General features: G+C 71.0%; 24 protein-coding genes. 13 read left to right on the top strand and 11 right to left on the bottom strand.

What is annotated here, in order from left to right; all coding sequences use genetic code 11:
• Positions 1–38 precede the first annotated feature (38 nt).
• The 6 genes from AAG801_RS07285 (at position 39) to recQ (ending at position 5,254) form a co-directional block, all read left to right on the top strand.
• Positions 39–464, top strand: coding sequence for a hypothetical protein (locus tag AAG801_RS07285; RefSeq protein WP_341887791.1), 426 nt, complete (start codon positions 39–41; stop codon positions 462–464).
• 28 nt (positions 465–492) lie between these two features.
• Positions 493–849: a cysteine rich repeat-containing protein gene (locus AAG801_RS07280; RefSeq protein WP_341887790.1), complete on the top strand. Its 357-nt coding sequence runs from the start codon at positions 493–495 to the stop codon at positions 847–849.
• 9 nt (positions 850–858) lie between these two features.
• Positions 859–1,743: a sterol desaturase family protein gene (locus AAG801_RS07275; protein ID WP_341887789.1), complete on the top strand. Its 885-nt coding sequence runs from the start codon at positions 859–861 to the stop codon at positions 1,741–1,743.
• On the top strand, positions 1,740–2,678 hold the full coding sequence (locus AAG801_RS07270) for a hypothetical protein (protein WP_341887788.1): 939 nt from the start codon (positions 1,740–1,742) through the stop codon (positions 2,676–2,678). Before AAG801_RS07275 ends, AAG801_RS07270 begins: the two co-directional genes overlap by 4 nt.
• Positions 2,679–2,805: 127 nt before the next feature.
• Positions 2,806–3,291 (top strand): hypothetical protein, encoded by a 486-nt coding sequence (locus tag AAG801_RS07265; RefSeq protein WP_341887787.1) that lies wholly within the window; start codon positions 2,806–2,808, stop codon positions 3,289–3,291.
• Between the two features lie 94 nt (positions 3,292–3,385).
• Positions 3,386–5,254 (top strand): DNA helicase RecQ, encoded by a 1,869-nt coding sequence (gene recQ, locus AAG801_RS07260; protein WP_341887786.1) that lies wholly within the window; start codon positions 3,386–3,388, stop codon positions 5,252–5,254.
• An 11-nt stretch (positions 5,255–5,265) separates the two neighbouring features.
• On the opposite strand, the gene rnk is transcribed toward recQ, so the two are convergent.
• The 3 genes from rnk to AAG801_RS07245 form a co-directional block, all read right to left on the bottom strand.
• On the bottom strand, positions 5,266–5,688 hold the full coding sequence (gene rnk, locus AAG801_RS07255) for a nucleoside diphosphate kinase regulator (RefSeq protein WP_341887785.1): 423 nt from the start codon (positions 5,686–5,688) through the stop codon (positions 5,266–5,268).
• Between the two features lie 253 nt (positions 5,689–5,941).
• Entirely contained in the window at positions 5,942–6,334 is a 393-nt protein-coding gene (locus tag AAG801_RS07250; RefSeq protein WP_341887784.1) for an Ig-like domain-containing protein, read from the bottom strand.
• Positions 6,335–6,350: 16 nt separating this feature from the next.
• Positions 6,351–7,853 carry a vWA domain-containing protein gene (locus AAG801_RS07245; protein ID WP_341887783.1) on the bottom strand — a complete coding sequence of 501 codons (1,503 nt, stop codon included), beginning with the start codon at positions 7,851–7,853 and terminating at the stop codon, positions 6,351–6,353.
• Positions 7,854–8,000: 147 nt separating this feature from the next.
• On the opposite strand from AAG801_RS07245, the gene AAG801_RS07240 reads away from it, so the two are divergent.
• The 6 genes from AAG801_RS07240 (at position 8,001) to AAG801_RS07215 (ending at position 17,158) form a co-directional block, all read left to right on the top strand.
• Positions 8,001–8,621, top strand: a complete 621-nt coding sequence (locus AAG801_RS07240) for a sigma-70 family RNA polymerase sigma factor (protein WP_341887782.1) — start codon at positions 8,001–8,003, stop codon at positions 8,619–8,621.
• Positions 8,622–8,694: 73 nt separating this feature from the next.
• A complete protein-coding gene (locus AAG801_RS07235; RefSeq protein ID WP_341887781.1) occupies positions 8,695–9,783 on the top strand; it encodes a hypothetical protein in 1,089 nt (362 codons plus the stop codon).
• 54 nt (positions 9,784–9,837) lie between these two features.
• Positions 9,838–12,738, top strand: coding sequence for an excinuclease ABC subunit UvrA (gene uvrA / locus AAG801_RS07230; RefSeq protein ID WP_341887780.1), 2,901 nt, complete (start codon positions 9,838–9,840; stop codon positions 12,736–12,738).
• 80 nt (positions 12,739–12,818) lie between these two features.
• Positions 12,819–13,424, top strand: a complete 606-nt coding sequence (locus AAG801_RS07225) for a 2-hydroxychromene-2-carboxylate isomerase (protein ID WP_341887779.1) — start codon at positions 12,819–12,821, stop codon at positions 13,422–13,424.
• Between the two features lie 5 nt (positions 13,425–13,429).
• Positions 13,430–14,305, top strand: a complete 876-nt coding sequence (locus AAG801_RS07220) for an amidohydrolase family protein (RefSeq protein WP_341887778.1) — start codon at positions 13,430–13,432, stop codon at positions 14,303–14,305.
• Positions 14,306–14,347: 42 nt separating this feature from the next.
• A complete protein-coding gene (locus AAG801_RS07215) occupies positions 14,348–17,158 on the top strand; it encodes a PAS domain-containing protein (RefSeq protein WP_341887777.1) in 2,811 nt (936 codons plus the stop codon).
• A gap of 81 nt (positions 17,159–17,239) precedes the next feature.
• Here the strand turns inward: AAG801_RS07215 and AAG801_RS07210 are convergent, their stop codons facing one another.
• From AAG801_RS07210 to AAG801_RS07175, 8 genes are all read right to left on the bottom strand, one after another.
• Positions 17,240–17,659, bottom strand: coding sequence for an SWIB/MDM2 domain-containing protein (locus tag AAG801_RS07210; protein ID WP_341887776.1), 420 nt, complete (start codon positions 17,657–17,659; stop codon positions 17,240–17,242).
• Positions 17,660–17,843: 184 nt separating this feature from the next.
• Entirely contained in the window at positions 17,844–18,980 is a 1,137-nt protein-coding gene (locus AAG801_RS07205) for an alpha-hydroxy acid oxidase (protein WP_341887775.1), read from the bottom strand.
• Positions 18,965–19,648: a Fe2+-dependent dioxygenase gene (locus tag AAG801_RS07200; protein ID WP_341887774.1), complete on the bottom strand. Its 684-nt coding sequence runs from the start codon at positions 19,646–19,648 to the stop codon at positions 18,965–18,967. The genes AAG801_RS07205 and AAG801_RS07200 overlap by 16 nt, the downstream gene beginning before the upstream one ends.
• Positions 19,649–19,661: 13 nt before the next feature.
• Positions 19,662–21,974 (bottom strand): TonB-dependent siderophore receptor, encoded by a 2,313-nt coding sequence (locus AAG801_RS07195; protein ID WP_341887773.1) that lies wholly within the window; start codon positions 21,972–21,974, stop codon positions 19,662–19,664.
• A 32-nt stretch (positions 21,975–22,006) separates the two neighbouring features.
• The gene (locus AAG801_RS07190; RefSeq protein WP_341887772.1) at positions 22,007–22,426 is read right to left on the bottom strand and encodes a biopolymer transporter ExbD; all 420 of its coding nucleotides are present in this window, start codon (positions 22,424–22,426) and stop codon (positions 22,007–22,009) included.
• A gap of 13 nt (positions 22,427–22,439) precedes the next feature.
• Positions 22,440–23,189: a MotA/TolQ/ExbB proton channel family protein gene (locus AAG801_RS07185; protein ID WP_341887771.1), complete on the bottom strand. Its 750-nt coding sequence runs from the start codon at positions 23,187–23,189 to the stop codon at positions 22,440–22,442.
• Positions 23,186–23,872: a TonB family protein gene (locus AAG801_RS07180; RefSeq protein ID WP_341887770.1), complete on the bottom strand. Its 687-nt coding sequence runs from the start codon at positions 23,870–23,872 to the stop codon at positions 23,186–23,188. The genes AAG801_RS07185 and AAG801_RS07180 overlap by 4 nt, the downstream gene beginning before the upstream one ends.
• A gap of 157 nt (positions 23,873–24,029) precedes the next feature.
• Positions 24,030–25,022, bottom strand: coding sequence for a TerC family protein (locus AAG801_RS07175; RefSeq protein ID WP_341887769.1), 993 nt, complete (start codon positions 25,020–25,022; stop codon positions 24,030–24,032).
• Between the two features lie 262 nt (positions 25,023–25,284).
• Between AAG801_RS07175 and AAG801_RS07170 the strand changes: the two genes are divergently transcribed.
• Entirely contained in the window at positions 25,285–25,650 is a 366-nt protein-coding gene (locus AAG801_RS07170) for a phage holin family protein (RefSeq protein ID WP_341887768.1), read from the top strand.

Genomic DNA, 25,650 nt, shown 5'->3' with positions numbered 1-25,650 from the left:
CCGCTGCCCACTCCACTGAACCCCGAAAGGACCCGACCATGAAGAACCTCACCCTGCTGACCCTGGCCGCCGCGATTGCCGGCACCGCGCTGCTCGCCGGCGCCGCCGAAGCGCGCGAGCGCAACACCACGATCACCGGCGCCAACGGCAAGAGCGCGACGCGCCAGGTGCAGCGTGCCGGCGGCGACGTGCAGTCCAGCAGCACCGGCCCGAACGGCAAGACCCGCTCGCGCAGCGTCGACCGCAGTGCCGACGGCACGACCACCGCCACCGTCACCGGCGCCAACGGCCAGACGATGACGCGCAACGCCAGCCACGGCGGCGGCCAGGTCAGCAGCAGCGTCACCGGCCCGAATGGCCAGACCGCCACGCGCAGCGTCAGCCGCACGGCCGACGGCACCACCGCCACGGTGACCGGCCCGAACGGGCAGACCGCGACGCGCACAACCACCGTCACGCCCTGAGCCGCGCACACGCCCCGAAGGCCCTGCCATGAACGACCACTTCCTCCGCTTCGCGCCCGTGGCGGGCGCCTTCGTCGCGGCGCTGCTGTGCGTCGCCGGCGCGCGTGCCGCCGACGCGCCAGGCCCGGCCGCCTGCCACGGCGACGCGCGTTCGCTGTGCAGCCAGGTGGAGCCCGGCGGCGGGCGCATCGCCGCCTGCCTGAAGGAGCACGAGAGCCAGCTCTCCGAGGCCTGCCGCACCGCACTGCCGACGATGCAACGCTGCGCCGCCGAGGTGCAGGCACTGTGCGGCAGTGCCGGCGGCCTGCGCGAGCGGCGCGCCTGCCTGCGCGACCAAGCCGCGAAGCTGAGCCCCGAGTGCCGCAACGCGGCCGGTGGCCGCTGAGGACGCCCGATGAACCGCGAGGCGCTGCGCCAGTCGATCTCGCCCGAGTGGTTGCCCTGGCTGAGCGCCGCGCTGCTGCTCGCGCTGGGCGCGGCGCTTGCCGAAGGCGTGCTGCGTTCGCTGCGCCGCGGCGGTTACGACTGGCGCGCCTTCGCGGCGACGCTGGGCGACGTGGCCGGCCGCCGCCTCGGCGACGCGCTCGGCCTGTCGCTGGCCGCGCCGCTGCTGATGCTGGCCTGGCAGCACCGCATCACGACGCTGGTGCCCGACAGCCTGGCGACCGTCGCCGCGCTGTTCGTCGGCCAGGAGTTCTGCTACTACTGGCAGCACCGTGCCGCGCATCGGGTGCGCTGGTTCTGGGCCTCGCACTGCGTGCACCACTCGCCCAACCAGCTGACGCTGGCCTCGGCGTTGCGCCTGGGCTGGACCGGCAAGCTCAGCGGCGCGGCGGTGTTCTTCACGCCGCTGGTGTGGCTGGGCTTCCACCCGCTGGTGGTGGCCGCCGCCGTGGCGCTGAACCTGCTCTACCAGTTCTGGCTGCACGCGACCTGGATCCCGCGGCTCGGCCCGCTCGAGTGGCTGCTGAACACGCCCTCGCACCACCGCGTGCACCACGCCCGCAACCCCGAGTACCTGGACTGCAACTACGGCGGTGTGCTGATCGTCTTCGACCGGCTGTTCGGCAGCTTCGTCGCCGAGCGCGACGACAACCCGCCGCGTTACGGCCTGACCGTGCCGCTGCACTCGTACAACCCGTTGCGCATTGCGCTGCACGGCTGGCTGACACTCGCAGCCGACCTGCGCCTTGCGCGTTCGCCGCGCGACGCGCTGCACATCCTGTTCGGCCCACCCGATCCCTGCCCTCTTCCCAACCACTCCAGGAGCCCTGCATGAACCCGAGCCTCAGCCCCCGCCTCGCCGCCCTTCCCGCAGCCGCCCTGCTCACGCTGCTCGCCGCCTGCGGCGGTGGCGGCGACGACGCCGGCGCACCGATCAACGCCGTCAGCGAGAGCACGGCCTCGACGATGAGCGCCAACAGCGCCGTGGTGCCGACCGAGTCCACCGAGGCTGCCGCCACCGTGCTCGTCACCACCCAGGCGCTGGTGGCCGGCGGCACGGCCAGCCAGACCTACGACTGCGCGGGCGGCGGCACGGCGATGTTCACCGTCGACGGCGGCAGCGTGTCCAGCGTCGTCAATGGCGAGCTCGACGCCGGCGAGGTCTACAGCGTCAACTTCTCCGCCTGCCGCGGCAGCGCGGGTGCGGCGACCGTGGACGGCGCGGCGACGCTGACGGTGATCAGCGCCGGCAGCGGCACGACCGTGGTAGACACCGACACGCAGGGCATCACCGTCACGCTGCCGCTGCGTACCCTGACGCTGGACGGCGCGTCCACGCTGTCGCGCTCGGTGGAGACCAGCGGCAATGAGACGACCGTCACCAGCCGCTGGACCTCCGACGGGATCGACCTGACCAGCGTGCGCAGCGCGCGCACCAGCACGTACCGGCTCAGCGCCGTCGACCTGACCCGCACGGTCACCACCACCAGCGGCGTGGTCAGCGCCACCAGCAGCAGCGGCACGCACACGATGAGCGCGGACCTGCCCAACGGCGAGTGGACGATCACCACGGCAACGCAAGGTGCGGTGAGCTACGACGCCAACGGCGTGCCGACGCTGGGCAACTGGACGATCACGCTGCCGAACAACCGGCTCCTCATCGGCGTCGTGCCGGGCACGCTGACGGTGCAGGCAGACTGGGGCAACGACGGCGACATCGACCGCACCTGGACCTTCTCGCCGACCACGCTGGCGGCCGAGGCCGGCTGATCCGCCGCAAAGTCGGGCGTTCCGTGGCGCCGGCGAGACGCGGCATGCATCTCGGGGGGCTGTCTCCAGCGGACAGCCCGGTCGGCGTCTCTAGACTGGGCGCCCGATCCACTTCCAGGAACTGCCCATGGTCCGTGCCCTCGCGCTCGCTTCCCTGTCGCTCGCCTTCACCGGCTGCGCTTCGGTCGTCAACGACTCGACCCATCCGATGAAGGTCGAAACCCGCACCGAAGCGGGCCAGACGGTCGCCGGCGCCGACTGCAAGCTGACCAACGACTACGGTTCCACGGCGGTGAAGTCAGGCGACACCGCGCAGGTGCGCCGCTCGAGCAAGGACCTGGACATCGTCTGCAAGCACCCGGACGACCCCGACGCCAGCGCGCGCGCCATCTCGCGCGCCAACGCCGGCATGTTCGGCAACATCATCATCGGCGGCGGCATCGGCGCCATCATCGACCACAGCAAGGGCACGGCCTACACCTACCCGACCTGGGTGCAGCTGGTGTTCGGCAAGACGCTGGTGTTCGATCGCAGCGCGGAGAAGGAAGGCCAGCCGACGCCGGCCACCGAGGCACCGGCGGCCGCTGCAGCCGCAGCGTCCGCAGCGAAGTAGTCTCGCCGACCGCAGGGGCCGGGCGGCACGGGGGCCGCGGCCCGCTCCCTTAACATCGCGCGTCCGCACTCCGCGCCTCCCGCTGCTCCCCGCCGTGCCTGCTCCCGCCCTCGCCCCGCTCGCCGTTCTGAACGAGGTGTTCGGCTACCCGGCCTTCCGCGGCCAGCAGCAGGCGATCATCGAGCACGTCAGCGGCGGTGGCGATGCGCTGGTGCTGATGCCCACCGGCGGCGGCAAGAGCCTGTGCTACCAGGTGCCGGCGATCGTGCGGCACCGCCGCGAGCAGGGCGTGGCGATCGTCGTCAGCCCGCTGATCGCGCTGATGCACGACCAGGTCGGCGCGCTGGAAGAGGCTGGCGTGCATGCCGCCTTCCTCAACTCGACGCTGACGCTGGAGGACACACAGCGCATCGAGCGCGAGATGATGTCGGGTCGCCTGGTGCTGCTGTACGCCGCGCCGGAGCGCATCACCACGCCGCGCATGCTGGCGCAGCTCGATTCGCTGCACGAGCGCGGCCTGCTCAGCCTGTTCGCCATCGACGAGGCGCATTGCGTCAGCCAGTGGGGCCACGACTTCCGCGAGGACTACCTCGGCCTGAACGTGCTGCACGAGCGCTGGCCCGACGTGCCGCGCATCGCGCTGACCGCCACCGCCGACGACCTGACGCGCGCCGACATCATCGAGCGGCTGCAGCTGCAGAGCTCGAAGGTCTTCATCAGCAGCTTCGACCGGCCGAACATCCGCTATTCGATCGTCGAGAAGGACGACGCGCGCCGCCAGCTGCTGCGCTTCGTGCGCGACGAGCACGAGGGTGACGCCGGCATCGTCTACTGCCAGAGCCGCAAGAAGGTCGAGGAGACGGCGAGCTGGCTGAACGAGGAAGGCATCGCCGCGCTGCCCTACCACGCCGGGCTCGACGCCGAGGTGCGCAAGCGCCACCAGGACCGCTTCCTGCGCGAGGACGGCGTGGTGATGGTCGCCACCATCGCCTTCGGCATGGGCATCGACAAGCCCGACGTGCGCTTCGTCGCCCACCTCGACCTGCCGAAGAACATCGAGAGCTACTACCAGGAGACCGGCCGCGCCGGCCGCGATGGCCAGCCCGCCGATGCCTGGATGGCCTACGGCCTGGCCGACGTGGTCAACCAGCGCCGCATGATCGACGACAGCCCGGCCGAGGAAGAGTTCAAGCGCGGCCAGCGCAGCAAGCTCGATGCGCTGCTGGCCCTGGCCGAAGCGCACGACTGCCGCCGCGTGCGCCTGCTCGCCTACTTCGGCGAAGAGAGCCAGCCCTGCGGCAACTGCGACAACTGCCTCAACCCGCCGGCCACCTGGGACGCGACCGAGGCCTCGCGCAAGGCGCTGTCCTGCATCTATCGCTTCCACCAGAACCGCGGCCAGCGTTTCGGCGCCGGCCACCTGATCGACGTGCTGCGTGGCAAGGTGACCGACAAGGTGACGCAGTACGGCCACGCGCAGCTGTCGACCTTCGGCATCGGCGCCGATCTGTCGGAGACGCAGTGGCGCGGCGTGCTGCGCCAGCTGATTGCGCTGGGCCACCTGCGCACCGAGGGCGAATACAACACGCTGGAGCTGACGCCGAGTGCCCGCGAGGTGTTGCAGGGCCGGGTGCCCCTGCTGCTGCGCGTGCCCAGCGAGGCGCCGAAGCGCGGCCGCAGCGGCCGTGTCGCCAAGGCGGGCGGCGGCCGCGAGAAGGCCGCGCCGATCGCACTGGACGACGACGGCCAGCGCCGCTACGCCGCACTGAAGGCCTGGCGCGCCGAGGTGGCGCGCGAGCACAACCTGCCCGCCTACGTCGTCTTCCACGACGCCACGCTGGCCGAGATGGCAAGAGCGCACCCCGGCTCGCTCGACGAACTCGGCGCCATCAGCGGCGTCGGCGCGAAGAAGCTCGAGGCCTACGGCCGAGAGATCCTGCGCGTGCTCGACGAGGCGGCGTAGGCCGCCTGGCGTCAGAGCGTGTAGTCGCCGCTGGCCTCGGGCTGGAACAGCAGCGCGACGACCTCGGCGGCGTGGGACTGCCCGTCGGGCGTCGTCCAGCGTGCGGTCTCGCCCACGCGCAGGCCCAGCAGGGCGCGGCCCACCGGCGACAGCACCGAGACGAAACCCTGCGCCGGCTCGGCATCGGCCGGGTAGCACAGCGTGAGTTGGCTGCGCGTGTCGGCACGCAGGTCGCGCAGCCGCACCTGGGAGTACATGGTCACGACGTCGGGCTCGACGGTGCGCGATGGCACCACCTGGGCGGCGTCGAGCAGGTCTTCGATCTGTCGCGATGTCGGCAGCGGCAAGGCCGCAGCGCCCTGGCGCTGCAGCAGGTGGAGCAGGCGCACGTGGTCGAGTTCGGTGAGCGTGCGCTCGAGGGGGTGGGAAGTCATGTCGGCGTCCTTTCGAGACTGCGCCGAGGGCAAGGCCCGGCGATCGAGAAGGGCGCGAGAAAGCGGGGAGGGAGAGGGATCGCCGGGCTCAGGGATGTGCGACCGGCGGGCGCCAGGCGCGACTCACCCCGGCCGCTCGCGGGGAAGCGGCATCTCGGAAGCAGGGGCAGGCCGGGCGCATGGTGCGATCCTAGCCGCCACGCCAATCCGCACGGCCGCAGTGCGGTATGCGACGGGGCCACCGGCCTTGCGTTCAGCGGACGACGGGGACGGTCAGCACCGCGCTGTCGGACTCGTTGCCGGCCCCGTCTCGCGCGCGGGCGAACACGCTGACGGTGCTGCGGCCGTCGGCCGGCACGGCGATGTCCCACTGGTAGGGCTCGCTGCCGTCGCTGCCCAGGCGCTGCGCGACGCTTCCATCGATCCGGTAGAAGGCCACGCTGTCGATGCCGCTGTCGTCGTCCGACGCCGCCGCCGCGACGCGCAGCACGCCGCCGGCGGCCACGCTGCTCTGCGCGCTGGTGATGCCGACCGAGGGCGCGCCATCGTCGTCGCCGCCGCCGCCCCAGCCGATGTACAGGCCGCCGCCGCAGCCGGTCAGCAGCAGCGGGGCGAGCAGCGTCACGATGGCGGCGAGGCGCTTCATGCCGCCATGGTACGCATCAGCCGCGCGGCAGGCGTGCCAGTTCGTCACCGACCAGCTTCACGACGAGCCTGTCGAGCGTCTGCACCGAGTAGTTCTGCACGTCGTGCTTGGTCTGCGTGCCGGGGCCGCTGCCGGGGTCGCTGGCGTCCTTGTAGGTCAGGAAGACGAAGCGGCCGGCGGTGTACTGCGCCATCTGCCGGTAGACGTACTCGCCCACCGGGTCGAGCCCGCTGGCGCCGACGGCGAACAGCTTGATGCCCTTGGCCAGCGCCGCCTGCATGTCGACGTCGTACTGCGGGCCACCGTAGTCGAGGTGCGGCGGCGCGTCGGCCACCAGCACCACCATGCGTGCGGCGTCGGCACGCCAGCTCAGGCCATGCACCGTCTCGTGCAGGGCCTCGTTGAGCGCCTCGGGCGTGTCGCCGCCGCCACCGGCCTGCACCCTCGCGAGCACACCCTGGAAGGCGCCCAGGTCATCGGTGAAGTCGTGCGTGCGCGTGAGGAAGGCGTCGCCGCGGTCGCGGTAGGCGACCAGCCCGTAGCAGATGTCCGGCTGGCCGGGCAGTTGCGAGATCTGCTGCGACATCGCGCGCATCGAGGCCTTCAGCTTGGCGATCTCGTCGCCCATCGAGCCGGTGGCATCGACCAGGAAGACCAGGTCCAGGCGCGGCCGCTGCACCACGCTGGCCTGGCCGAGCTTCACCTGCAATGCAGCGCGCTCACCGCGGACCAGCGTCGTGCGCGACCAGGCCGCCCCCTTGCGCACGGCGATGCCGAGCGTGCGGTCGGCCACGTCGGGCGCGAGGAAGGCGCGCGGATGCAGCCAGACGCGGCCCCCGGTGTCGGTGCGGGCCCACATCACCGGTGCGTGGCGGCCGGCACGCTGCACCGCGACCTCGGCGTCGTGCACCGGGCGGCCCGCACTGTCGGTCACCTCGAGCAGGTAGCGCTCGGTGACGTCGCGGTCGCGCACCGGCGCTCCGGCGTTGCGCTGGCGGTAGGCGAGGTACTCGCCGAAGTCGGCGTTGTCGTCGACCATGCCGGCGGTGACTGTCTCGGCGCGCGGCGGCATCGGGCGGCGCGGCCAGGGGGCGGGCATGGATTGCACGCGGGCATCGGCCGCCGCTTCTGATTCGGCCGCGGCGCCGGCGGTGGCCGGCGCGCTCGGTGCGATGCTCTTGGCCACCTCGCCGCGGCGCAGGAGGCGCTCTTCGGCCGGCGCGGCGGCGAGGTCGTCGCGCTCGGCCGAGCGGCCGCGGTGCCCGTACTGGCCGCCGCCACCGGGCACTTCGCGTATGGTCGGCAGGCGGCGGCAGTGGCTGGCGCTCGGCGCGTCGAACTGCGGCAGCGTGAAGTCCTGCGCCAGCGGCGGCGTGTCGGACCACGGCGGCGGCCAGGCGCCTGGTGCGGCGGCGTGGGCGGTCGGCGACTCCACCATCGCGCAGGCAGCCAGCAGTGACAGCACGGCCACCGCCGGCGCGGCGAGCAGGCGGATCGGCATGAAGCGGTTCGCTCCCATCGAGGTTCTCCTGAAGGTTTGAAAAGGGGCGAGGGCTGATACGGCCCAGGCGCACGAACGGGGTGACCCGGCCGCACTACAAATGGAGATCACCCCGTGGCGGCCTGCCGGCCGTATCAATCGCGAATCAGGCAGACTCCCACTCCGATGAACGCCACGCCCGACGACGACACGTTGATGGCCGCCTATGCACAAGGCGAGGCCGCCGCGTTCGAGCAGCTCTACGAGCGCCACCGCATGGCGCTGTACCGCTTCGTGCGGCGGCTGCTCGGCACGGCCAACGCGGCGCAGGCCGACGAGGTGTTCCAGGACACCTGGCTGCGTGTCGTGCAGGCGCGCGCGCGCTGGCAGCCGCAGGGTGCGAGCTTCCGCACCTGGCTGTTCACGCTGGCCCACCACCGCGCCATCGACCTGCTGCGCAAGAGCGGCCGCGAGGTCGCACTCGATGCCCACGAAGGCGAGGACGGCGAACCCTGGCAACCCGAGGCGGAGGCCTGGCAGCACTGGCCGGCGCCGGCCGCCGCGACGCTGCAGGGCGACGAACTCGCCTTCTGGCGCCGCGCCGGCGAGAAGCTGCTGGCCTGCCTGGACGAACTGCCGCTGGCGCAGCGCAGCGCCTTCCTGCTGCACCACGACGACGGCCTGCCGCTGGCCGACGTGGCGCATGCGCTGGAGGTCGGCTTCGAGACCGCGAAGACGCGGCTGCGCTACGCGATGGCCAAGCTGCGCGCCTGCATGGGCGCGTACCTCGCGCCGGAGTCGTCGTGACGAGCGCCGCACGGCCGTCCCGAAGGCGCTCGCTCCCCCTCGGGGGGACGGCGCGCAGCGCCCAGGGGGCTGCATGAACGAGCCGCGCGAAGACGACCTGCCGCACGACGCCTGGCTGCGCGAGGCGCTGCGCCATGCGCCGGACGCCGAGGCCGGGCCGCCACCGAAGCTGAACGAGACCATCCTGCGCATGGGCCGCGCCGCGGTGGCGCCACGCGCCGAGCGCAAGGCGTCGACGGCAGCGCCGATGCCTGCCCCTTCGTTGGGTGGCCTTGCCGAGACGATCAGTTCGTGGTGGTCCTGGCTGGCGCGCCCGCCGGTGGCGGCGGGCTTCGCCGGCCTGATGGTCGCCACCGTCGTCGGCGTGATGTGGTGGGACCGTCCGCTCGAGGAGGCGCTGCCGCCACGCGAGGAGACCGTGGCCGCAGCACCGCCGAGCGAGGTCACGGCACCGGCCGTCGCAACCGCGCCCGCTCCGGCAGGCCTGCCCGAAGCGGCGAAGCAGGCGGCGGCAGCCACGGCAGCCGACGCACCGGCGCGCAAGGCGGCAGCGCCCGCGCCCGTTGCCGCGCCGAAGCTGGAAGCGCCGCCACCGGCCGCACCGGCCCCCACGGCAGCGCCGCCCGCCGCACCCGCGCCGACGGTGATGGCCGAGAGCGCAGCCCGCGAGCGCGAATCGGCGGAGCGCCGCGAGGCGGCCTCGGCGCGCATGGCGGCCACCACCCCGCCGCCGGCGACCGCCGATGCGGCCGCGCCGAGTGCGCTCATCGGCCGCGCCGCCACGGCGGCGGCAGCACCTGCAGCGCCGGCCTCGGCGATCGAGACCCCCAGCCTGAGCAACCTGCGCTTCGAGATCCGCCGCTCGCCCGATCAGTGGACCTGGCAGCGTGACGACGGCGAGTCGCGGCCGATGGACGATGCGATGCAGGACTGGATCGCCCAGGCCGACCGCACGGCGCGTCCGTCCTGGCAGCACGGGGCGTCGGGCGCGGACAGCAGCACGACGACGCTGCGCTTCACCCGCGGCGGCGTGGTGCGCGCGGTGCTGCGCCTCGGCCCGAACGGCATGCGGCTGACGCGTGGCGGCAAGACCGAGTCGGTCGAGCTGTCGCGTGGCGCGGTGGCCTCGCTGCAATCCTCGCTCGACGCCCTGGGCCCCTGACAGGCCGCGACAGCGCGCGTCGCTATCATGGGCGGTTTGCCGCCAGCGCCCTCGATGTCGAATCCTCCTGCGTCCCCCGTCCCGGAATCACCCGTCATCCGGGTCCGCGGCGCGCGCACGCACAACCTCAAGAACATCGACCTCGACATCCCGCGCCACCGGCTGGTGGTGATCACCGGGCTGTCGGGCTCGGGCAAGTCCAGCCTCGCCTTCGACACGCTCTACGCCGAAGGCCAACGCCGCTACGTCGAGAGCCTGTCGGCCTATGCGCGGCAGTTCCTGCAGCTGATGGACAAGCCCGACGTCGACGTGATCGAGGGCCTGTCGCCGGCGATCAGCATCGAGCAGAAGGCGACCTCGCACAACCCGCGCTCGACGGTCGGCACCGTCACCGAGATCCACGACTACCTGCGCCTGCTCTACGCGCGCGCCGGCACGCCCTTCTGCCCGGACCATCAACTGCCGCTGCGCGCGCAGAGCGTCAGCCAGATGGTCGACGCCGCGCTGGCGCTGCCCGAAGGCACCAGGCTGATGGTGCTGGCGCCGGTGGTGCGTGACCGCAAGGGCGAGTTCGTCGAGCTGTTTGCCGACATGCAGGCGCAGGGCTACGTGCGCTTCCGCGTCGACGGCGCGGCCTACGAGGCGGCCGAGGTGCCGAAGCTGAAGAAGGCCGAGAAGCACGACATCGACGTGGTGATCGATCGCGTCAAGGTGCAGCCCGGATTGCAGCAACGCCTGGCCGAGAGCTTCGAGGCGGCGATGCGCATCGCCGAGGGCCGCGCGATCGCGCTGGAGATGGACTCGGGCGCCGAACACCTCTTCTCCAGCAAGTTCGCCTGCCCGGTGTGCAGCTACTCGCTGCCGGAGCTGGAGCCGCGGCTGTTCTCCTTCAACTCGCCGGTGGGCGCCTGCCCGAGCTGCGACGGCCTCGGCCAGGTAACGGTGTTCGACGCCGAGCGGGTGGTCGCCTTCCCGTCGCTGAGCCTGGCCAGCGGCGCGGTGAAGGGCTGGGACCGGCGCAACGCCTACACCTTCTCGCTGCTGGAGAGCGTCGCGCGGCACTACCAGTTCGACATCGACCTGCCCTTCGAGGAGTTGCCGAAGAAGGCCCAGCAGGTGCTGCTGCACGGCTCGGGCACGGAGGAGGTCGAGTTCGTCTACCAGGCCGAAGGCGCGAAGGGCAAGCAGCGCATCGTCAAGCGCTGGCACCCCTTCGAAGGCATCCTGCCGAACTTCGCGCGGCGCTTCCGCGAGACCGACTCCGCCGCGGTGCGCGAAGACCTGGTGCGCTACCAGAGTGCCAAGCCCTGCCCGGACTGCCAGGGCACGCGGCTGCGCCGCGAGGCGCGCAACGTCTTCCTGGTCAGCGGCGCGGAAAGCAAGGACGCGCCGAAGGAGCCGATCTACCGCGTCGAGCACTTCACGCTGCGCGAGTGCCTGGCCTACTTCGAGTCGCTGCAACTGGTCGGCGCCAAGGCCGAGATCGCCGACAAGGTGGTGCGCGAGATCCGCTCGCGGCTGAAGTTCCTCAACGACGTCGGCCTCAACTACCTGAGCCTGGACCGCAGCGCCGACAGCCTGTCGGGCGGCGAGGCGCAGCGCATCCGGCTCGCCTCGCAGATCGGCTCCGGCCTGACCGGCGTGATGTACGTGCTCGACGAGCCGAGCATCGGCCTGCACCAGCGCGACAACGAAAGACTCATCGGCACGCTGCGCCACCTGCGCGACCTCGGCAACAGCGTGCTCGTCGTCGAGCACGACGAGGACGCGATCCGCGCCGCCGACCACGTCATCGACCTCGGCCCGGGCGCCGGCGTGCACGGCGGCCGCATCATCGCGCAGGGCACGGCCGACGAGGTGGCGGCGAACCCCGAGTCGCTGACCGGCCGCTACCTCGGGCGGGTGCTGAAGATCGCCGTGCCCACCAAGCGCCGCTCGCTCGCCGACAGCACCGACCCGCAGGTGCTGAAGATCAGCGGCGCGCGCGGCAACAACCTCAAGCGTGTCGACGTCGAGATCCCGGTCGGCCTGTTCACCTGCGTGACCGGCGTGTCCGGCTCGGGCAAGAGCACGCTGGTCAACGACACGCTCTACGCCGCGGTGGCGCGCAAGCTCTACAACTCGCACACCGAGGCCGAGCCGCACGACGCGATCGAGGGGCTGGACGCCTTCGACAAGGTCATCAACGTCGACCAGAGCCCGATCGGCCGCACGCCGCGTTCGAACCCGGCCACCTACACCGGCCTGTTCACGCCGATCCGCGAGCTGTTCGCGGAAGTGCCGGCGTCGCGCGAGCGCGGCTACGGCCCGGGGCGCTTTTCCTTCAACGTCGCCGGCGGGCGCTGCGAAGCCTGCCAGGGCGACGGCGTGCTCAAGGTCGAGATGCACTTCCTGCCCGACGTCTACGTACCCTGCGACGTCTGCCACGGCCGCCGCTACAACCGCGAGACGCTGGAGGTGCTCTACAAGGGCAAGAACATCACCGAGGTGCTGAACCTGACGGTGGAAGACGCGCTGGGCTACTTCAATGCGGTGCCCAACATCGCGCGCAAGCTGCAGACCCTGCTCGACGTCGGCCTGGGCTACATCCGCCTCGGCCAGAGCGCAACCACGCTGTCCGGCGGCGAGGCGCAGCGTGTCAAGCTGGCGCTGGAACTCAGCAAGCGCGACACCGGCCGCACGCTGTACATCCTCGACGAACCGACCACCGGCCTGCACTTCGCCGACATCGACCTGCTGCTGCGCGTGCTGCACCAGCTGCGCGACGCCGGCAACACCATCGTCGTGATCGAGCACAACCTCGACGTCATCAAGACCGCCGACTGGCTGATCGACATGGGCCCGGAGGGCGGCGCCGGCGGCGGCACGGTGGTGGCACAGGGCACGCCGGAAGAGGTGGCCGCCAACCCGGCCAGCCACACCGGGCGCTACCTGGCGCCGTTGCTGGCCGAGTGAAACCGCTGCGGCCGAGTGCGCCGCGGGGTCTTCCGCCGCGTGGCTAGACTGCGCCCTCACAAGCACACGAGGAGACCGCGATGGCGCTGACGGTGGACTACTACTTCGCCCCCAACTCGCCGTGGACCTATCTCGGCCATCAGCGCTTCGCGCAGATCGCGAAGGCGGCAGGCGCCAGCATCAACGTGCTTCCGGTGGACCTGGGCGGCAAGGTCTTCCCGGTCTCCGGAGGGTTGCCGCTGGCCAAGCGCGCGCCGCAGCGCCAGGCCTACCGGCTGGTCGAACTGAAGCGCTTCAGCGAGTTCCTCGGCCAGCCCATCGTGCTGCAGCCGAAGTACTTCCCGGTCAATGCCGACGACGCCGCCAGGCTGATCATCGCGGTGGACATGCACGACGGCAGCGAGGCCGCGATGCGCATCGCCGGGCGCGTTCTGCGCGGCGTGTGGGTCGACGAGCGCAACATCGCCGATCCGCGCGACCTGGCCACCATCGTTGCGGAGGAAGGGCTGCCGGCCAACCGCCTCGATGACGCGACGAGCCAGGCGGTGCAGCTGCGCTACGAGCGCGACACGCAGCGCGCCATCGACGCCGGCGTGTTCGGCGCGCCGAGCTACTTGGTCGACGGCGAGCTGTTCTGGGGCCAGGACCGGCTCGACTTCCTGCAGCGTCGACTCGCGCGGGGCTGAGCGTGATGCGTCACACCCTGCTCGCCGCGCTGCTGCTGGTGCTGTCCGGCGCCGCCCAGGCGCAGAGCTACACCGGGCCGATCTTCGACGCCCACCTGCACTACAACGACGAGGCCTGGATGTCGGCGCATCCGGTCGATGACGCGCTCGGCCGCATGCAGCGCAGCGGCGTGCGCGCGATCATCGCCAACAGCCGGCCCAACGACGGCACCAAGTCGCTGGCCAGCGCGCGCGAGAAGACGCAGGCCGCCGGCGTGACGGTGGTGCCCTTCATCCGCCTGTACCGCAACCGCGCCGACTACAGCGGCTGGTTCCAGGACGAGACGATCTACGAGATGGTGCAGCGCGAACTGGCGGCCGGAACAGCGGCGGGGCCCTACCGCGGCCTCGGCGAGTTCCACCTCTACGACAGCGCCAACGCCAATGGCGCGGTTGCGCGCAAGCTGATGCAGCTCGCGCAGGAGAAGGAGCTCGCGGTGCTCGCGCATGTCGACGACTCGGCGATCGACCTGCTGATGGCCCATGCGCCGAACGTGCGTCTGATCTGGGCGCACACCGGCATCGGCGGCGCACCGGCCGAACGTGTGCGTGCGCTGCTGGCGAAGTACCCGAAGCTGATGGGCGAGCTGTCATACCGGCCCGGCCTCACCGAAGGCGGCGGCGGATTGAGCACCGAATGGAAGGCGCTGCTGAACACGTACAGCGATCGTTTCCTGGTCGGCTCGGACACCTGGGTCAACGCACGCTGGGCCGGCTACGAAGGCCTGATGAGCGACGCGCGGCGCTGGCTGGCCGACCTGCCCGAGCCGGCAGCCAGGCGCATCGCCTGGGAAAACGGCGCGCGTCTGTTCGGTTTGCCACAGACACCGCCGCCACGCTGAAGGCGGCTGCGACACAATGGCGCGAGCCCTTTCGCGCCCTTCATGCCCGCCTTGCCGCTGCCCGACGACGAAGCTCCGCGCCTGGCCGCGCTGCGCGAGCTGGGCCTGCTGGACACGCCACGCGAGGACGCCTACGACGCGCTGGCCGCGACGGCCGCAGCCGCCACCGGATGCGCGATCGGCTCGTTCTCGCTGATCGACTCGGCGCGCCAGTGGTTCAAGGCGGCGCACGGCATCGCGCTGAGCGAGGTGCCGCGCGAGAACAGCTTCTGCGCCCACACCATCCTGGGCGACGATCCGATGGTCGTTGCCGACACGCGCGCCGACGCGCGCTTCCGCGACAACCCCTACGTCAGCGCCGACGACGGCATCCGCTTCTACGCCGGCGTGCCGCTGGCGCTGGACGGCCGCAAGCTCGGCACGCTGGCGGTGATGGACGCCGCACCGCGCACGCTCAGCGACGCGCAGCACACCGCGCTGCTCGGCCTGGCGCGCGTCGGTGTGGAACTGCTGCGCAGCCGGCGGCGACTGCGCGCGCTGCACGAGGAACGCGCACGGCTGCACGACCTGGCGCGCGCGTCCGGCGACTGGATGTGGGAGCTCGACGCCGAACTGCGCTACCGCTGGATCTCCGGCCAGTTCGAGCCGGTCACCGGCATGCCGCCGGAGGCCCTGCTGGGGCGAGTCGCCGAAGACACGCCGCTGCTCGATGCGCAAGGGCAGCCGCAGCAGCCGGCCGCCGGCTTCCTCGACTTGCTTCGCCGCGGCCGCCCCTTCAGCCGCGCGATCACCGCCAAGCACACGCCGCGCGGCCGCCTGCTGGTGTCGCGCAGCGCGCTGCCGATCGTCGACGACGACGGCCGGGTGCGCGGCTGGCGCGGCACGGCGCGCGACGTGACGGTGCAGGTCGATGCGCAGACCAGCGCGGCACGGCACGACGAGCTGCTGCGCAAGCTGTCGTCGCAGATCCCCGGCATGCTTTTCCAGTTCGTGCGCCATCCCGATGGACGCGGCGAGTTCCCCTTCATCAGCCGCGGCGTCGAGTCGGTGTTCGGCGTGCCCGCCGAGCGGGTGATGGCGAACCCCGACCACGCCTTCGAGATCGTGCATCCGGAGGATCGCGAGCGTGTCCTCGGCGGCATCGTGCGCTCGGCCGCCCAGCTGAGCCTGTGGCAGGACCAGTACCGCGTCACGCTGGCCGATGGCCGGGTGCGCTGGCTCGAGACACGCGCCTCGCCCGAACGCCTTCCCGACGGCAGCACGCTGTGGCATGCCTTCAGCGCCGACGTGACCGAGCGCCAGCAGACCGAGCTGGCGCTGCGCCGGGTCGAGGCGCGCTGGGAGATGGCAGCGCGCACCACCGGTCTCGGCCTGGCCGAACTCGACCTCGCCAGCGGCCGGCTCGACTTCGACGAGCGCGCCTGCCGCAATCACGGCCTGCCCTGGCCGCTGAGCCGCTTCACGCTGGAGGACTGGCTGGCGTCGATGCTGCCCGAGGACCGCGACCACGCCGCCGCCGCCGTGCGGCATGCCGTCGAGACCCGCGGCCCGCTGAACAGCCGCGCGCGCGTGCGCCAGCCAGACGGCAGCGTGCGCATGCTCGAGTTCGTCGGCCAGACGCGGATCGATGCCCAAGGCGCGCCCACCGGCATCCTCGCCACCTGCCGCGACGTCACCGAGCAGGCGCAGACCGAGCGGCTGCGCCAGGACAAGGAGAGCGCCGAGCGTGCCAGCCGCGCGAAGAGCGAGTTCCTCTCGCGCATGAGCCACGAACTGCGCACGCCGCTGAACGGCATCCTCGGCTTCGCACAGCTGATGGCGCTTGACCGCCGTGCCCCGCTCGCACCCGACCAGCAGCGCCGGCTCGACAGCGTCGTGCAGGCCGGCAGGCACCTGCTCGACCTGATCAACGACGTGCTCGATCTCGCGCGAATCGAACACCAGCACGCAGCGCTGACGCTGGGGCCGGTCGATGCCGCGGCTGTGCTGTCGCGCTGCCTGGCGCTGATCGCGCCGCTGGCAGAGCAGGCCGACGTGCGGCTGCCTTCGCCCTGCGGCGCCGAGCACTGGGTGCACGCAGATCGCCGCGCGCTCGAGCAGGTGCTGATGAACCTGCTGTCCAACGCCATCAAGTACAACCGCCGCGGCGGGGCGGTGCACGTCGGCATCGAGCCGCACGCGGGCCGCGTGCGCATCGCGGTGCGCGACGAGGGCGCCGGCCTGACGGCGCCGCAGCGCGCGCGCCTGTTCCAGCACTTCGAGCGCCTCGGCGCCGAAGCCAGCGGTGTGCCGGGCAGCGGGCTGGGGCTGGTCATCTCGCGCGAACTCGCCCAGGCCATGGGCGCCGACATCCTGGTTCAGAGCGTGCCCGGCGAAGGCTCGACCTTCAGCCTTGAACTGCCCGCCGACACCGTGCCAGCGCGCCCGCAGACCGCCGCGCCGGATGCACCGGATGGGCCGCCCGATCTGGGCGCGGCATCGGCGACGCCGCGCACCGTGCTCTACATCGAGGACGAGCCGCTCAACGCACTGCTGATGCGGGAGGTGTTCCGCCTGCGGCCGTCGTGGTCGCTGCACGTCGCCGGCACCGGCCACGAGGGCCTGACGCGCGCCGTCGAACTGCGCCCGGATGCCGTGCTGATCGACATGAACCTGCCGGACATGAACGGCGCGGAGGTGGTTCGCCGCCTGCGCGCCGACGCTGCGACGCGGCCGCTGCGCTGCATCGCCTTGTCGGCCGACGTGATGGCCGAGCAGATCGAGGCGGCACTGGCAGCCGGCTTCGACGACTACTGGACCAAGCCGATCGACGTGCGGCTGGTGATCGCCGGCCTGGACCGAGCGTTCGGCTGAGCGGCGCCGCCATGAAAAAGCCGGCCACGGGGGCCGGCTCCGAGACTGCGCGAACCCCGCTTGGGGCCGCGGCAGCAACGCTCACTTCAGGTGGGCGTTGACGTACTTCGTCAGCTCGAACATCGACACCTGAGCCTGCTTCACGACTTCCTTCAGCTTGGCGTCGGCGTTGATAAGCGTGCGCTTGACCTTGTCCTGCAGGCCGTGCTTCTTGATGTACTCCCAGACCTTCTTCGTCACCTCGGTGCGCGGCAGCGGCTTGTCGCCGATGATCGCGGCGAGCGCAGCGCTCGGCGTCATCGGCTTCAGGAACGCCGCGTTCGGGGTGCGCTTCTTGGCAGGGGCCTTGGCCTTCTTCGCCGGTGCAGCCTTCTTGGCGGGAGCCGCCTTCTTGGCCGGTGCAGCCTTCTTGGCCGGAGCCTTCTTCGCCGGAGCCGCCTTCTTGGCCGGGGCCTTTTTCGCTGCCGCCTTCTTGGCGGGAGCCTTCTTCGCAGTTGCCATGTTGATTCTCTCCATCAAAGTTCAGTTGATGTGCCCGGGATGGGCGAGGCTCGCGTGGAACCTCATTTCTCCATAGCACCGTGCGGAGCGAATGGTATAGCGTCACTGCTGCATTGAGAAGCAGTTTTCACTCGGAGAACGTTGATCTTGTCGAGGCAAAACGCGCTTTTGTCGCGCTTGCGCGTCACCTAGGGCGCTCCCAGGGAGCGCCGAGGGCGGATTTCGACGCATCGATGAGCAGCGAGCGCGGCACGTCGGCGAGTGTGTCGACACCGCACAAGGCCATCGCGATCTCGAGTTCGTCGCGCAGCAGACGCAGTGCCAGAGCGACGCCATGCGCTCCCGCGACGGCCAGCGCATGCACGACCGGACGGCCGATCAGCACCGCGTGCGCGCCCAGCGCGATCGCCTTCAGCACGTCGGTGCCGCGGCGGATGCCGCCGTCGACGAGCAGCGGCAGCGCGCCCTCGATCGCATCGGCGATGCGCGGCAGCGCCCACGCCGTGGGCAGCGCACCGTCGAGCGTGCGGCCGCCGTGGTTGGAGACGATCAGCGCATCGGCGCCCTGCTGCCGCGCCAGGCGCGCGTCCTCCGGATGCAGCACGCCTTTGAGCAACAGCGGCAGGCGCGTGTTCGCGCGCAGCCAGGCGACGTCATCCCAGCTCGGCGCGGCAGCGAGCAGCCCGCCGCACAGTTCGCCGCCGAGCGCGGCGCGCGGTGCGCCAGCAAGGTTCACCGCCGCGATGCCAGCCGGCAGCTTGAAGCCGGCGCGGCGTTCGCGGTCACGCGCGCCGTGCACCGGCGCGTCGACCGTCAGCACGAGCGCCTCGAAACCGGCCGCCTCGGCGCGGCGCACGAGTTCGAGATCGAAGTCGCGGTCGCCCTGCAGGTAGAGCTGGAACCACAGCGGCCCGCGCTGCGCCTCCGGCAGCACCGCACGCGCCACGTCTTCCATCGGCACGCTGGCCTGCGCACTGAGCACCATGCCGGCCCCCTGCGCTGCGGCGGCCAGCGCGGTGCCGACCTCGCCGCTGTCGTGCGCAAGTCGCTGGTAGGCCACCGGCGCGATCAGCAGCGGATGCGCCAGCGTGCGTCCGAGCAGTTCGATGCGCGTGTGCCCTTGCGCCAGCCGGCGCAGCACGCGCGGCTGCAGCCACGGCGCGGCCCAGGCCCCCCGGTTGGCGCGCAGCGTGCGCTCGTCGCCGGCACCGCCGGCGAGATAGGCCCAGGCGTTGGCGTCGAGCCGCTCGCGCGCCTTCGCCTCGAAATCGTCGAGGTTGACGATGCCCGCCGTCTCGCTGCCGCTCATGTGTCCGCCCATTGGCGCAGCAGGTTGTGGTACGTGCCGGTCAGCGCCACCGCCTCGTCGCTTTCGCCGTGGCGGGCGCGCAGGCGCATCAGCGCCATGTCCATGTCGTGCAGCAGGCGGCGCTGCTCGTCGCTGCGCACCAGGCTCTCGATCCAGAAGAAGCTGGCCAGGCGGTGGCCACGGATCACCGGTTCGACGCGGTGCACGCTGGTGCCGGGATAGAGCACCAGGTCACCGGCCGGCAGCTTGATGCGCGGCGTGCCGAAGGTGTCCTGGATGACCAGCTCGCCGCCGTCGTAGTCGGCCGGGTCGGCGAGGAACAGCGTGCACGACAGGTCGGTGCGCACGCGCTGCACGCCGTCCGGGTGGTAGCGGATCGCCTGGTCGACATGCGCGCCGTAGGTGTTGGCGCTGCCGCCGTAGCGATTGAACTGCGGCGGCAGCACCCGCTTGGGCAGCGCCGCGGAGAAGAACAGCGAGTGGCGCTCCAGCGCGCCGAGCACGATGGACTGCAGCTCCGCCAGCTCGGCGCTGCCGGCGGCGAGCTGCTCGTTGTTCTTCACCCGCGCCGCCTGCACGCCGGCGGTGGCGCGGCCATCGCTCCAGCGCGCGGCGGCGAGCAGCGCGCGGGCGCGCGCCAGCGCCGGGCCGGTCAGCACCTCGGGGATGTGCAGCAGCATTCCGCCCGCCCGCTCAGAACTTCAGCGCCGTGGTCAGCTGGATGGTGCGCGGCTTGCCCGGGATGTAGTGGCCACGGTAGAGCTGGTCGGCGTAGTGCTCGTCGCTCAGGTTGGTGACGTTGAGCTTGAAGCTGACCGGCCCGTCGCTGTACTCGGCCATCGCATCGGCGGTGAAGAACTTCGACGCGCGCACCATCGATTCGGGGGCAAGGCCGGCCGGCTTGTCGCCGCTGCGCGCGTTCAGGCCGGCACCGACACGCCACTTCGGCGTGATCTTGTACGTGGTCCAGATCGTGCCGGTGTGCTTGGGCGTCAGGCCGGGGCGCTTGCCCTCGGTATCCGTTCCTTGCGCGCCGCTGGACGAGTCGACCTTGGCCACAGGGATGAACGCATAGGAACCGTAGACCTCCCAGTTCGGCGTGATGCGGCCGCTCAGGTCGAGCTCGATGCCTGCGGCGTGGCGCTCGCCCGACAGCACGTAGTTGCAGGCGTTCACCGATTCGCTGTCACGGTTTCGCTCGTTGTACTTGGTCGAGTGGAACAGCGCGACGCGGGTGCTCAGGTTGCCGCCGGCCGCGTCGATCTTCGCGCCGAGCTCGATGTTGCGGCTGGCCTCGGGATCGGTCTGCGAGGTGCCGGCGTCGTACTGGTAGGTGTCGCCCGCCGTGTTGAACGAGGTGCCGTAGGACAGGTGATAGGACTGCAGCGCGGTCGGCTGGAAGAGCACGCCGAAGCGTTTGCTCCACAGCGAGTCGCTGCGTTCCAGCGTCGTGCCCGGCGTGACCGAACAGGGGTTGGTGCCGCCGCCGGGTCCGCCGGCGACCGCTGCGATGTTCACGTACTTGCCCTCGAGACGGTCGTAGCGCAGCCCGGCGAGCAGCTTCCAGGCCGGCGCGATCTGCACGAGATCCTGTGCGTAGAGTCCGGCGGCCTTGGCATCGAAGGTGCGCGTGCGCTCCAGCTGGCGCGAGCCTTCGTCCACGCCGGCACCGTCGTTCGGGGTTCCCACCGTCGTGCGCGGCTTGGTCAGCACGGGGCTCGTCGCGGCCAGGCCGAAGTTCTCGAACTCCTCCTGCGCGAGGTCGGCGCCGACCTGGACGCTGTGCTTCAGGCCGCCCCAGTCGAAGCGGCCGCTGTAGTCGCTCTGCAGGTAGCGGGTGTCCATGTTCATCACCTTGGCCTGCACGCCGGTGTCGCCCGAGCGGCGCAGGATGGTGTCGGGGCCGAAGTTGTCGGCCGTCACCGCCACCGGGCACTCCGGGTTGGTGATCGCGCCGGAGATCGGGTCGCGGCCCTGGGTGCAGAAGCGGATCGCGCTGGCGCGCTGGTCGCGCTCGTAGCTGGCGATGCGCAGCGCCGTGCGCAGCTCGCCCTGGCTGGCGCCGCCGAAACGATGCACGTGGCTGAAGTTGCCCTGCGTCGTGCCGCCGGCGGCGTAGTCGCTGGCCATGCCGTAGTAGTTCTTCGCATCGGTCTTCCACAGCCAGTCACCGCCGCCGGCGCCCGGGGTCAGCCACGGCAGGCCGTAGTGGATGCCGTTGTCGTTCTGAAGGTGATAGAGGCCGACGGAGAACTCGTCGGCCGTGCCGATGCCCCAGCGCAAGGTCGGCGCGATGCCTTGCTTGTCGATGCCCACACCGTGGTTGTCGGCACTGGTGTTCATCACGTTCAGGCGCAGCGCGGCGTTCTCGCCGGTCTTCAGGTTGAAGTCGCCGGTGATGCGCGCGAAGTCGCCGTTGCCGAGGGTGATCGCCAGTTCGTTCTGGTTGATCAGCATCGGCTGCTTGCTGACCTGGTTGACGGCGCCGCCGGTGGATCCGCGGCCGAACAGCATCGAGGCCGAGCCGCGCAGCACTTCCAGCCGGTCCCAGTTGAAGCTGTCGCGGTCGTAGAAGGCCGGGTCGCGCATGCCGTCGATGAAGATGTCGCCGGTGCTCTGCAGCGAGAAGCCGCGCAGGCGGATGTCTTCCTCGCCGCCCTCGGCGGCCTGGAAGCTGATGCCGGCGGTGTTCTTCAGCGCATCCTTCAGCGTGTCGAGGTTGCGGTCGTCGATCAGCTTCTCGGTCACCACGGTGATCGACTGCGGCACGTCGCGCAGCTCCTGCACGCCCTTGCCGATGCGCGTTTCGGTGGCCTGGTAGGCGTCCTTGCCGGCCGTCTCGGCCTGCGCCTTCACCTTGATCGGCGCGAGCGTGGTGTCCTTGGTGTCCGGTGCGGCAGTCTGCGCCTGCGCGGAGCCCAGCGCCAGGCCGAAGCCGGCGGCGAGGGCGCCCAGCGGCAGCAGGGCGGGTGCGGGGGCGGTGTGGCGTTTCTTCTTCGTCGTCATGTCGTCCTCGGGGCGATGGTTCGTGATGGGGTTCAGGGCAGTTCGGGTTCGCTGATGAAGCCGACCTTCGCCAGGCCGGCGCGCGAGGCATCGGCCAGCGTGCGGGCGACGAAGCGGTAGGGCACCGCCTGGTCGGCGCGCAGGTGGATTTCGGGTTGCGTTGTCTGCTGTCCGGCAGCGGCGAAGCGGGCGTTGGCCTCTTCGCGCGTGACCGACTCGCCGTTCCAGAACAGGCCGCCGGCGGCGTCGATTCCGAACTCGATCTTCTCGGCCTTGGCCTGGTTGACCTGCGCGCTGGCGCGCGGCAGTTCGAGCTTGACGGCGTGGGTGAGCAGCGGCGCGGTGACGATGAAGATCACCAGCAGCACCAGCATCACGTCGATGAGCGGCACCATGTTGATGTCCGACATCGGCGCGCTGGCGCGCTGCGAATCGAAACTGGCGAAGGCCATGGTGACGCTCCGCTCAGGCGGCCGGGCGCGGCGCGAGCGCGCGCACGTTGGCGGGTGGCGCGTCAGCCGCGGCCAGCGGCTGGCCCATCGCGACGAAGGTGTGCACCTCGTAGGCGAAGGCATCGAGCCGCGACAGCACGACGCGGTTGCTGCGCGTCAGCCAGTTGTAGCCGACCACCGCGGGGATCGCGACCGCCAGGCCCAGGCCGGTCATGATCAGCGCCTCGCCGACCGGGCCGGCCACCTTGTCCAGCGTGCCGGCGCCGCTCATGCCGATCGCCACCAGCGCGTGGTACACGCCCCAGACGGTGCCGAACAGACCGACGAAGGGCGCCGTGGCGCCGACGGTGGCCAGCACCGCCAGGCCGTTCTCCAGCCGCGTGGTCTCCTCGTCGAGCACCTTCTTGATGGTGCGGGTGACGAAGTCGCTTGCGCTGCCGGCCTCCTCGAGCTTGGCCGCGCCGTAGCGCGCATGGTGCGTCTGCGCCTGCATCGCGTGGCTGGTCAGGTGCGAGAACGGATCGTGCGCGCCGTGGGTGGCGATCTCGTGCGCCACGGCGTCGAGCGAGGTCGCGTTCCAGAAGAAGTCGAGGAACGCGCTGCTGCGCTTCCTGCGCACGGCCAGTGTCAGGCCCTTGATCACGATGATGATCCACGACAGGACCGACATCGCCACCAGCACGACCAGCAGCGTCTTGCCCACCGCATCGCTCTGCGCGATGAAGTGGCCGAAGCCGAGGGTGGATTCAGCGTTCACGTTCATTTCTCCAGTTCGAAGGGAATCGGGATGCGCGCCCAGCCGGCCGTCGGGCGACCGTTCTCGGTGGGCGGCTTGAAGCGGGCACCGCGCACGCCCTCGAGCGCCGCTTCGTCGAGCCGCACGAAGCCGCTGGATTGAGCGATCTGCAGCTGGCGCGGCAGGCCGTCGGCATCGACGAACACGCGCACGATCGCCTGGCCGGTCTCGCCGAGGCGGCGCGAGGCGCGTGGGTAGACCGGTGCGGGCTGCTCGAGGTACTGGATCGCCGAGGCCGGCAGTTCGCGCGCCGGCGCGGGTGGTGGCGGCGGCGGTGCGGGTGGCGCAGGCTCGGCAGCGACGACCACCGGCTCCGGCGGCGCGATCTCGCGCGGCGGCTCGGGCGCGACAAAGGCCGGCGGTGCCGGCTCGGTCGTCGGTGCGGCGGCGATCAGTGGTGCGGGTGGCGGCGGCGTCTTGGGCAGCGGCCGCGGTGGCGGCGGTGCGGGTGGTTCAGGCGGCTTGGGCTGCTCGGGTGCGGGCGGCGCGATCAGGTCGACGAACAGCGGCACCGCGTCGCCGACGGCCTCGCGCACCACATCGACCTGCAGCAGGCCCCAGGCCGCGACACCATGCAGCGTGAGGATGGCTGCCACCGCAGTGCGGCGCAGGGCTGGCGGCAGGTCGTCGCGCGAGTGCGGCGCGGACAAGGACGGAGAAGCGATTCGGTTCACGGTGATTCACGTTGGACACCATCAGCTTAACACGAATCATTCTCATTTGCGCTCGCGATCGCGAAACCGGCGACGCTCTGAAACGACAAGGGCCCGCCGAAGCGGGCCCCTGCATCACTGGAGAAGGAACGCGTCAGCTGGACGCGGGCAGGCGTTCCGGCTTGGGCTCGGGCAGGCGCGGCGCGGTGCGCACGCTCCACAGCATCGTGATCGCGAGGATGCCCACCACCACGCCGAGCGAGACCAGCACCGGGATCTTGTAGACGTCGATCAGCAGCATCTTGCCGCCGATGAAGACCAGGATCACCGCCAGGCCGTAGCTGAGCAGGTGGAACTTCGCGGCCATCGCGGCGAGCAGGAAGAACATCGCGCGCAGACCGAGGATGGCGAAGATGTTCGAGGTCAGCACGATGAACGGGTCGTTGGTGATCGCGAAGATCGCCGGGATCGAGTCGACCGCGAAGATCACGTCGGTGAAGCCGACCAGCGCCACCACCATCAGCAGCGGCGTGGCGATGCGGCGGCCGTTCTCGACCGTCCAGAACTTCTCGCCATCGAAGTTCTTCGACACCGGCATCACGCGGCGCAGCAGCTTGAGCGCCGGGTTGGCCTCGAGGTCCTGCTCCTTGCCGGCCGCCCACCACATCTTGATGCCGGTCAGCAGCAGGAAGGCACCGAAGACGTAGAGGATCCAGTGGAACTTCGCGATCAGCAGGCCGCCGACCAGGATCATCACCGTGCGCAGCACGATCGCGCCGATGATGCCGATCATCAGCACCCGCTTCTGGTACGCCGGCGGCACCGCAAAGTAGGTGAAGATCATCAGGAACACGAAGATGTTATCGACGGCGAGCGACTTCTCGATCAGGTAGCCGGTGAGGAACTCGACCGCGCGGGTGTTCGCCTCGGCGGCGACGGCCGGGTCCTCATGCGTCTTCAGCGCCCACCAGAAGAGGGCGTTGAAGGCGAGGCTGAGCGCCACCCAGATCACCGACCACTTGATCGCCTCGGGCACGGTGACCTCGTGCGCGCCCTGCTTCTTGAGCACGACGAAGTCGACGAACAGTGCCACCAGCACCGACACGATGAAGAACGCCCACAGCCAATCCGGGGCCACGGTATTCATGGCAAGACTCCTTGATTTCGACACGCGATCCGACGGCGAACGTTTCCGCCGGGAAGGGTGCCGAAGAGTCTTGCGGGGGCCCGAGCGGTGGTTTCCACCGCATCGGGCTGCGAGCCCGGACGGCGGCCTGGCGGCCACCGACGTATTGACGGGCTGCGCGGCGACCTAACGCCGTTCGCTACTCCCCCTTCAGCGGGCCGGATTGTCGCCGCAGCCCTCATTTCCCCTGGCTGTCTGGGGGAATGGCGGTATTCTTCGGGCCATGAAGATGATCGTTCGCTGGCTCCTGCTGGCCGCCGCCCTGCTGCTGGTGGCCTACCTATACCCTGGCGTCACCGTCACGAGCTTCGTCTCGGCGATGATCGCGGCCTTCGTGATCGGCGTGTTCAACACGCTGCTGCGCCCGCTGCTGGTGCTGCTGACGCTGCCGGTCACGCTGCTGACGCTGGGCCTGTTCCTGTTCGTCATCAACGCGCTGATGTTCTGGGCCGCCGCGCAGGTGCTCGACGGCTTCGCGGTCGCCGGCTTCACCGCCGCGCTGATCGGCTCGCTGATCTACAGCCTGATCGGCATGGTGATCGACGTGGCGATGGAGCGCATGTTCCCGAGCGCGCGCTCGGCCGGCTGA

The organism is Variovorax sp. YR752 (assembly GCF_943372545.1).
The sequence above is the reverse complement of the archived record's forward strand: the minus strand, read 5'-3'. Positions and strand labels throughout refer to the sequence as shown.

What these genes read in the sequence shown, in the direction of transcription:
- AAG801_RS07190 (WP_341887772.1), bottom strand. Translation starts at nt 22,426, where the DNA reads ATGGCCTTCGCCAGTTTCGATTCGCAGCGCGCCAGCGCGCCGATGTCG.
- AAG801_RS07245 (WP_341887783.1), bottom strand. Translation starts at nt 7,853, where the DNA reads ATGGGAGCGAACCGCTTCATGCCGATCCGCCTGCTCGCCGCGCCGGCG.
- AAG801_RS07220 (WP_341887778.1), top strand. Translation starts at nt 13,430, where the DNA reads ATGCGTCACACCCTGCTCGCCGCGCTGCTGCTGGTGCTGTCCGGCGCC.
- AAG801_RS07250 (WP_341887784.1), bottom strand. Translation starts at nt 6,334, where the DNA reads ATGAAGCGCCTCGCCGCCATCGTGACGCTGCTCGCCCCGCTGCTGCTG.
- AAG801_RS07205 (WP_341887775.1), bottom strand. Translation starts at nt 18,980, where the DNA reads ATGGGCGGACACATGAGCGGCAGCGAGACGGCGGGCATCGTCAACCTC.
- AAG801_RS07175 (WP_341887769.1), bottom strand. Translation starts at nt 25,022, where the DNA reads ATGAATACCGTGGCCCCGGATTGGCTGTGGGCGTTCTTCATCGTGTCG.
- AAG801_RS07185 (WP_341887771.1), bottom strand. Translation starts at nt 23,189, where the DNA reads ATGAACGTGAACGCTGAATCCACCCTCGGCTTCGGCCACTTCATCGCG.
- AAG801_RS07235 (WP_341887781.1), top strand. Translation starts at nt 8,695, where the DNA reads ATGAACGAGCCGCGCGAAGACGACCTGCCGCACGACGCCTGGCTGCGC.
- AAG801_RS07215 (WP_341887777.1), top strand. Translation starts at nt 14,348, where the DNA reads ATGCCCGCCTTGCCGCTGCCCGACGACGAAGCTCCGCGCCTGGCCGCG.
- AAG801_RS07170 (WP_341887768.1), top strand. Translation starts at nt 25,285, where the DNA reads ATGAAGATGATCGTTCGCTGGCTCCTGCTGGCCGCCGCCCTGCTGCTG.
- AAG801_RS07270 (WP_341887788.1), top strand. Translation starts at nt 1,740, where the DNA reads ATGAACCCGAGCCTCAGCCCCCGCCTCGCCGCCCTTCCCGCAGCCGCC.
- AAG801_RS07265 (WP_341887787.1), top strand. Translation starts at nt 2,806, where the DNA reads ATGGTCCGTGCCCTCGCGCTCGCTTCCCTGTCGCTCGCCTTCACCGGC.
- AAG801_RS07200 (WP_341887774.1), bottom strand. Translation starts at nt 19,648, where the DNA reads ATGCTGCTGCACATCCCCGAGGTGCTGACCGGCCCGGCGCTGGCGCGC.
- AAG801_RS07195 (WP_341887773.1), bottom strand. Translation starts at nt 21,974, where the DNA reads ATGACGACGAAGAAGAAACGCCACACCGCCCCCGCACCCGCCCTGCTG.
- AAG801_RS07225 (WP_341887779.1), top strand. Translation starts at nt 12,819, where the DNA reads ATGGCGCTGACGGTGGACTACTACTTCGCCCCCAACTCGCCGTGGACC.
- AAG801_RS07285 (WP_341887791.1), top strand. Translation starts at nt 39, where the DNA reads ATGAAGAACCTCACCCTGCTGACCCTGGCCGCCGCGATTGCCGGCACC.
- uvrA (WP_341887780.1), top strand. Translation starts at nt 9,838, where the DNA reads ATGTCGAATCCTCCTGCGTCCCCCGTCCCGGAATCACCCGTCATCCGG.
- AAG801_RS07210 (WP_341887776.1), bottom strand. Translation starts at nt 17,659, where the DNA reads ATGGCAACTGCGAAGAAGGCTCCCGCCAAGAAGGCGGCAGCGAAAAAG.
- AAG801_RS07275 (WP_341887789.1), top strand. Translation starts at nt 859, where the DNA reads ATGAACCGCGAGGCGCTGCGCCAGTCGATCTCGCCCGAGTGGTTGCCC.
- AAG801_RS07240 (WP_341887782.1), top strand. Translation starts at nt 8,001, where the DNA reads ATGAACGCCACGCCCGACGACGACACGTTGATGGCCGCCTATGCACAA.
- AAG801_RS07280 (WP_341887790.1), top strand. Translation starts at nt 493, where the DNA reads ATGAACGACCACTTCCTCCGCTTCGCGCCCGTGGCGGGCGCCTTCGTC.
- rnk (WP_341887785.1), bottom strand. Translation starts at nt 5,688, where the DNA reads ATGACTTCCCACCCCCTCGAGCGCACGCTCACCGAACTCGACCACGTG.